The organism is Simplicispira sp., from assembly GCF_028687295.1.
Classification (GTDB): domain Bacteria; phylum Pseudomonadota; class Gammaproteobacteria; order Burkholderiales; family Burkholderiaceae_C; genus Simplicispira; species Simplicispira metamorpha.
This window is the reverse complement of sequence record NZ_JAQUAL010000184.1, coordinates 1-5,696: the sequence shown is the minus strand read 5'-3', so window position 1 is coordinate 5,696 and position 5,696 is coordinate 1. Positions and strand designations below refer to the sequence as shown.

7 protein-coding genes and 2 pseudogenes are annotated in these 5,696 nt (G+C 62.9%); 2 read left to right on the top strand and 7 right to left on the bottom strand.

Annotated features, from left to right (window positions below):
• From PHX69_RS14965 to PHX69_RS14955, 3 genes and pseudogenes are all read right to left on the bottom strand, one after another.
• A pseudogene (locus PHX69_RS14965) lies at positions 1–419 on the bottom strand (MotA/TolQ/ExbB proton channel family protein); the annotation flags it as partial.
• 12 nt (positions 420–431) lie between these two features.
• The gene (gene dapB, locus PHX69_RS14960) at positions 432–1,268 is read right to left on the bottom strand and encodes a 4-hydroxy-tetrahydrodipicolinate reductase (protein ID WP_288044750.1); all 837 of its coding nucleotides are present in this window, start codon (positions 1,266–1,268) and stop codon (positions 432–434) included.
• A gap of 56 nt (positions 1,269–1,324) precedes the next feature.
• Positions 1,325–1,888, bottom strand: a complete 564-nt coding sequence (locus tag PHX69_RS14955; protein WP_119014534.1) for an outer membrane protein assembly factor BamE — start codon at positions 1,886–1,888, stop codon at positions 1,325–1,327.
• A 79-nt stretch (positions 1,889–1,967) separates the two neighbouring features.
• Here PHX69_RS14955 and fur point away from each other — a divergent pair, with 79 nt between their 5' ends.
• Positions 1,968–2,393 carry a ferric iron uptake transcriptional regulator gene (fur, locus tag PHX69_RS14950; protein ID WP_119014535.1) on the top strand — a complete coding sequence of 142 codons (426 nt, stop codon included), beginning with the start codon at positions 1,968–1,970 and terminating at the stop codon, positions 2,391–2,393.
• Positions 2,394–2,407: 14 nt separating this feature from the next.
• Here fur and hprK read toward each other — a convergent pair whose 3' ends face one another.
• The 3 genes from hprK to hpf form a co-directional block, all read right to left on the bottom strand.
• On the bottom strand, positions 2,408–3,358 hold the full coding sequence (gene hprK / locus PHX69_RS14945) for an HPr(Ser) kinase/phosphatase (RefSeq protein ID WP_119014536.1): 951 nt from the start codon (positions 3,356–3,358) through the stop codon (positions 2,408–2,410).
• Positions 3,359–3,379: 21 nt separating this feature from the next.
• Positions 3,380–3,847 carry a PTS sugar transporter subunit IIA gene (locus PHX69_RS14940; protein ID WP_119014537.1) on the bottom strand — a complete coding sequence of 156 codons (468 nt, stop codon included), beginning with the start codon at positions 3,845–3,847 and terminating at the stop codon, positions 3,380–3,382.
• Between the two features lie 111 nt (positions 3,848–3,958).
• The gene (gene hpf / locus PHX69_RS14935; RefSeq protein WP_119014538.1) at positions 3,959–4,291 is read right to left on the bottom strand and encodes a ribosome hibernation-promoting factor, HPF/YfiA family; all 333 of its coding nucleotides are present in this window, start codon (positions 4,289–4,291) and stop codon (positions 3,959–3,961) included.
• Positions 4,292–4,581: 290 nt separating this feature from the next.
• On the opposite strand from hpf, the gene PHX69_RS14930 reads away from it, so the two are divergent.
• On the top strand, positions 4,582–5,502 hold the full coding sequence (locus tag PHX69_RS14930) for a phosphoribosylaminoimidazolesuccinocarboxamide synthase (protein WP_119014539.1): 921 nt from the start codon (positions 4,582–4,584) through the stop codon (positions 5,500–5,502).
• 70 nt (positions 5,503–5,572) lie between these two features.
• Here PHX69_RS14930 and PHX69_RS14925 read toward each other — a convergent pair.
• Positions 5,573–5,696: pseudogene (locus PHX69_RS14925) on the bottom strand (co-chaperone YbbN); the annotation flags it as partial.

The window sequence follows — 5,696 nt, the reverse complement described above, 5'->3', positions numbered from 1 at the left end:
GTGGAGCCCACGGTGGCCAGCATCACCTGGCCCCATTGCAGCTTGCCCAGCACCGCGTGCAGAGCATCGCGCAGCACCCGCGTGAGTTGCTGGCCAACGCTGCCCGCCTGCGCCAAGGTGGCCGTAGAGGGTGCCGATACCGCAGGGCCGGGCAGTGCCTGCGCTACCCCGTGGGCCGCTGCCACCAGCGGCAGCACCAGGGTTTCGCGGTCAAAAACGGCCACCTGCCGACGGGCCTCCTCCAGATGGGGCGCCTGCCAGAACGCCGCCATGCAGCGGGCCACGTCCGCATGGGCGCGGCGCATGAGCAGCGCCTTCCAGGCAATCACCACCCAGCTGGCCACCGACATGGCCAGCAGCAGCAGCGCCGTGGCCTGTGCCACCACATCGCCTTGGCGCAGCCAGTGCAGCAAGCCCATGGGGGTGCCAGATCAGTTCAGGCCGAGCACGTCGAACATGTCGAACATGCCGGTTTTCTGGGCGTGCAAAAAGCGCACGGCGCGCAGGCTGCCCTGGGCGTAGGTAGCGCGGCTGGAGGACTTGTGCGTGATCTCGATGCGCTCACCGGTGCCGGCAAACAGCACAGTGTGGTCGCCCACGATATCGCCGCCGCGGACAGTGGCAAAACCGATGGTGGAAGGATCGCGCTCGCCCGTCACACCCTCGCGCCCGTACACGGCGCACTCTTTCAGGTCGCGCCCCAGGGCATCGGCAATGACTTCACCCATTTTCAGGGCGGTGCCCGAGGGGGCATCGACCTTGTGGCGGTGGTGCGCCTCGATGATTTCAATGTCGTAGCCGGTGGACAGCGCCTTGGCCGCCATCTCCAGCAGTTTCAGCGTGACGTTGACGCCCACGCTCATGTTGGGCGCCATGACCAAAGCGGTGCGCTGCGCCAGCGCAGTGATTTCGGTTTTTTGCGCTGGCGTAAATCCTGTCGTGCCGATGACGGCCTTGACGCTCAGCTCGGCACACACCTGCAAATGCGCCAGCGTGCCCTCGGGGCGGGTGAAGTCGATCAGCACATCGGCGTTGGCCAGGCCAGCGCGCAGGTCGCTGGTGATGGTGACGCCGCTGGTGTGGCCCAGAAAAGCCGTGGCATCGGTGCCGATGGCGGGGCTATCAGGGATGTCCAGCGCGCCGCTGAGCACACAATCGTCGCTGGCACGCAGTGCCTCAATGAGCATGCGGCCCATGCGACCGCTGGCACCGGCAACAGCCACACGGTAAGGTGCCACACGGGGGGCAGAAGAGGTCGTAGCGGTCATGTCGTTTTTATACGGAAAAATGCGCCGCAGCAGTAGCGGCAGGAAAAAATCAGGACTCAGCGCCCTGGGGATTCCAGCGGTGGGTAGCTGGTAGCGGGCGCTGACTGGGGCAGCGCGGGCGCAGCTTCAGGCTTGGGGGACGGTGCAGGAAAGCGCGCCAGCTGGGCCTCGGTGGCCTCTAGCACGGGCACGGCACGCTGGGGTTTGTTTTTCTCCAGAGTGGCCACGAATTCGCTTTCAGAGGGCATTTCATCGCCCTCGAAGCGCTCGAACGTATCGCCCTGAAAGTACACCGTGAGCTTGCGTGTCTGCACTGGCGTGCCCGGGCGCTTGAGCGTAAAAACATACTCCCAGCGGTCGGCGTGGAACAGGCTGGTGATCAAGGGGGTGCCCAGAATGTCGCGCACTTGCTGACGCCCCATGCCCGGTTGCAGCGCCTGCACTTGCTCGCGCGAGACAAAGTTGCCCTGCACCACGTCAATCTTGTAGGGCGTGACGACGCTAGCCAAGCGGTCTGTGGCGCCATCAAGGCTGCCACAGGCCGCCAAACTGGCACCCAACAACACGAAAAGCCCCAAACGGGCGCTGCAATGGACTTGGGCGAACATGGGCAAAGGCATAGGGCTATGATCGTTTCATTGTAGTAGCGGCTGACCCACAGGCCCCTGGCGCACTGGTTGACGCACGAAAAAACATGCCATGACGAACATTGATGAACTGAAGAACACCGGCCTGAAGGCCACGTTGCCACGCCTGAAGATTCTTGAAATTTTCCAGAAGGGCGGACAGCGCCACATGACGGCCGAAGATGTGTTCCGCGTGCTGCTGGAAGAGCGATCCGACGTCGGCCTGGCCACGGTGTACCGCGTACTGACGCAGTTTGAGCAGGCCGGCTTGCTGATGCGCAGCAATTTTGAAAGCGGCAAGGCGGTGTACGAGCTGGATCAGGGTAGCCACCACGACCACTTTGTCTGCACTTCTTGCGGCAAGGTCGAAGAGTTTTACGACGCCGAGATCGAAAAGCGCCAGCAGCTGGTGGCTAAAAACAAAGGCTGGGTCGTGCATGACCACGCCATGGCGCTGTATGGGCAGTGCGCTACCTGCGCGGCGCGCCCACCTCGCTAGGCGCTGCCAATGACTCAGCCGCTCTGCTCCATGGCACGGCGGTGGCGCTCGACAAACTCCTGGTAGGTATCAATACCGCGCAGTTGCAAAATGGTGTTGCGCACCGCCGCCTCGACCAACACAGCAATGTTGCGCCCTGCCACCACTTGGATCACCGCCTTCAGCACGGGTACGCCCAGTACATCCTGGGTGAGCGGCTCATAGGGCATGCGCTCGTACTCGCGCTCCATGGTTTCTTTGCGCACCAGGTGCACGATGAGCTTGAGGCGCATCTTGCGCCGTACGGCGGTCTCACCAAAAATGGCACGGATGTCCAGCAGGCCGATCCCGCGCACTTCAAGCAGGTTTTGCAACAAATCGGGGCATTTGCCCTCAATGGTGGTCTGGTTGATGCGGTACAAATCCACCGCATCATCGGCTACCAGTCCGTTGCCGCGCGAAATCAGCTCCAGCCCCAGCTCGCTCTTGCCCAGGCCCGACTCGCCAGTGATCAGCACGCCCAAGCCCAGAATGTCCATGAACACACCGTGCATGGTGGTGCGATCGGCAAAATGCTTGGACAGGTAAGCGCGCAGCACATCAATCACAAAAGCTGACGACTCGCGCGTGGCAAACATGGGGATTTGCGCGCGCTCGCACATTTGCAGCAACGCCTCGGGGGCGCCCTGGCCATCGGCCAGCACCAGCACCGGTGGCTCCAGCGTGACGATGCGCGCAATGCGGCGCTGGCAATCCTCAGTAGTAGCGTTGGTGAGGTAGGCCACCTCGCGCTCGCCCAGAATCTGGACGCGGTAGGGGTGGATGTAATTCAAATACCCGACCAGATCGGCCCCGGAGCGTGCAGAACGCACCGCGACCTCGTCAAAACGGCGCTCGGAAGCGCCCAGCCCTGCCACCCACTCCCATTTCAGGTGGATGCGAAACTCTTCAAACAGGGCATCGGCGCTGACAACGTTGGGTTTCACGGCGCTGCGATGGTCAAAGGGTCAGATGGTCTGGGTAGATTGCCAACGGGCAATCAGACCGTGCAACGCCACGGCGTCAGGGCAGGTCTTGATCGTTTCGCGCAGCACCGCATCACTGAGCAACTCGGCGATTTCCGAGAGGATTTCCAGGTGTTTTTGCGTTGCGGCCTCGGGCACCAGCAAAAAGATCAGCAAACCCACGGGCTGCTCATCGGGTGCATCAAAGCCAATCGGGCGCTCCAGCTGGAACACCGCCGCCATGGGCGACTTGAGCCCCTTGATGCGGCCATGCGGAATGGCCACGCCATGGCCCAACCCGGTGGAGCCAAGGCGCTCGCGCGCAAAAAGGCTGTCGGTGATCAAGGCGCGCGACAAGCCATGCAGGCTCTCAAACAACAGCCCGGCCTCTTCAAAGGCGCGCTTTTTGCTGGTGGCGTCTACGCCCACGAGGACTTGCGCCGCAGGCAGGATGGAAGAAAGGCGATTCATGGTTTGGCGCTGATTATGCACCGCCTTGCCAAGGCTTTTTGCGCTGCGCTTGGCAGGAAAAAACCGCCCGTGGGCGGTTTGCTGGGATGGTGGATGAAGCACAAGGCACACTCAGTCATTGAGCCGACGGCGGGCCTCAGCGTGGTGGTCTTGCAAACGGTTCTTGTGGCGCACCACTTGCCGATCAAGTTTATCGACCAGCTCATCGACTGCGGCGTACAAATCCTCATGGGCCGACTCGGCAAACAGGTCACTTCCTTTGACACGCACACTGCACTCGGCGTGCTGGCGCTTTTCCTTTTCTTTCTGGTTTTCAACCGACAACAACACCTTGACGCCCACCACCTGATCAAAGTGGCGGGTGATCCGATCGAGCTTGGTGGTGACGTAGTTGCGCAAGGCAGGCGTCACGTCCAGATGGTGGCCGCTGATCGTCAAATTCATAGGAAAGTCTCCTGTCGTTCACGGTGAGAAAAAAGCCGCCTTTACTTCTGAAGGCAACCCGCGAGAACCCGAAAAAAACGCGTTGACGCGCTTTCACTATGCGCCTGCCTGCGGCGAAAAGCAACGCCATAACGCCATGGCGCCACGGGGTAAAAATACCCCCTCGCGCGCACCTGAAAAAGTGCGCACAATGGCGGGCTTTGCCGTGCGGCGGCCCCAGCCTTCGTGCGCTTTGCACCTTCGTCCATTTCGCGCCCCCGGGCGCCACCTGATTTCCCACCTGCCAGACCATGACCCAGCCCAGCTCCCCTGCCCTGCACACCTCTGCCCTGACCTCGCTGCCGCTGCTGGCGCGCGGCAAGGTGCGCGACAACTACGCCGTGGGCACTGACCGCATCCTGATGGTGGCCAGCGACCGGCTCTCAGCGTTTGACGTGATCATGGGCGAGCCCATCCCCGGCAAGGGCGAGTTGCTGACGCAGATGGCGCTGTTCTGGTTCGACAAGCTGGGCCACATCTGCCCCAACCACCTCACCGGCGAGGCCCCCGAGAGCGTGGTCAGCCCCGCCGAGGCCGCGCAGGTGCGTGGCCGCTCCATGCTGGTGCAGCGCCTGCAACCCATTCCCGTCGAGGCGGTGGTACGCGGCTACCTGGCCGGCAGCGGCTGGAAGGAGTACCAAGAATCGCGTGCGGTGTGCGGCGTACCCCTGCCCGAAGGGCTGACCAACGCGGCCAAGCTGCCTGAGCCCATCTACACCCCCGCCGCCAAGGCCGCTGCGGGCGAGCACGACGAGAACATCACCTTCGAGCGCACGGTCGAAATGATCGGTCTGGAGCTGGCCACCAAGATCCGCGACCTGAGCATCGCCATCTACAAGGCCGCCGCTGAAATCGCCCTGACCAAGGGCATGATCATTGCCGACACCAAGTTCGAGTTCGGCCTGGCGCCCGATGGCACGCTGGTGCTGATGGATGAAGTGCTCACCCCCGACAGCTCGCGCTACTGGCCTGTGGAAGGCTACGCCGACGCCCTGGCCCAAGGCGAGAACCCGCCCAGCTACGACAAGCAGTTTGTGCGCGACTGGCTGGAGCAAGCCAAGGTGGGCGGCAAGCCCTGGGACAAAACCGCCCCCGCACCGCGCCTGCCGCAGGACGTGATCGAAAAGACCGCCGCAAAGTACCGCGAGGCGCTGGAGCGCTTGACCGGCTGAACCAAGCCAGCGCCGCCCCAAAAAGCAAAAGGCCCCGAGGGGCCTTTTGTCATGGCGTAAACAGCGCCGGTCAGCTCAGCACCACGCTGGACAGGCGGCGGCGGTAGGTGGCCACCAGCGGGTCTTCGGGCGGGATCTGGCCGTCGGCCACTTTCACCTTGGGCGGCTCGATGATTTCGAGGATGGCCACGTAC

Bases quoted from the DNA above. Each gene is read 5' to 3' on its own strand.
- dapB (WP_288044750.1), bottom strand. From the start codon at position 1,268: ATGACCGCTACGACCTCTTCTGCCCCCCGTGTGGCACCTTACCGTGTG.
- PHX69_RS14955 (WP_119014534.1), bottom strand. From the start codon at position 1,888: ATGCCTTTGCCCATGTTCGCCCAAGTCCATTGCAGCGCCCGTTTGGGG.
- fur (WP_119014535.1), top strand. From the start codon at position 1,968: ATGACGAACATTGATGAACTGAAGAACACCGGCCTGAAGGCCACGTTG.
- PHX69_RS14940 (WP_119014537.1), bottom strand. From the start codon at position 3,847: ATGAATCGCCTTTCTTCCATCCTGCCTGCGGCGCAAGTCCTCGTGGGC.
- hpf (WP_119014538.1), bottom strand. From the start codon at position 4,291: ATGAATTTGACGATCAGCGGCCACCATCTGGACGTGACGCCTGCCTTG.
- PHX69_RS14930 (WP_119014539.1), top strand. From the start codon at position 4,582: ATGACCCAGCCCAGCTCCCCTGCCCTGCACACCTCTGCCCTGACCTCG.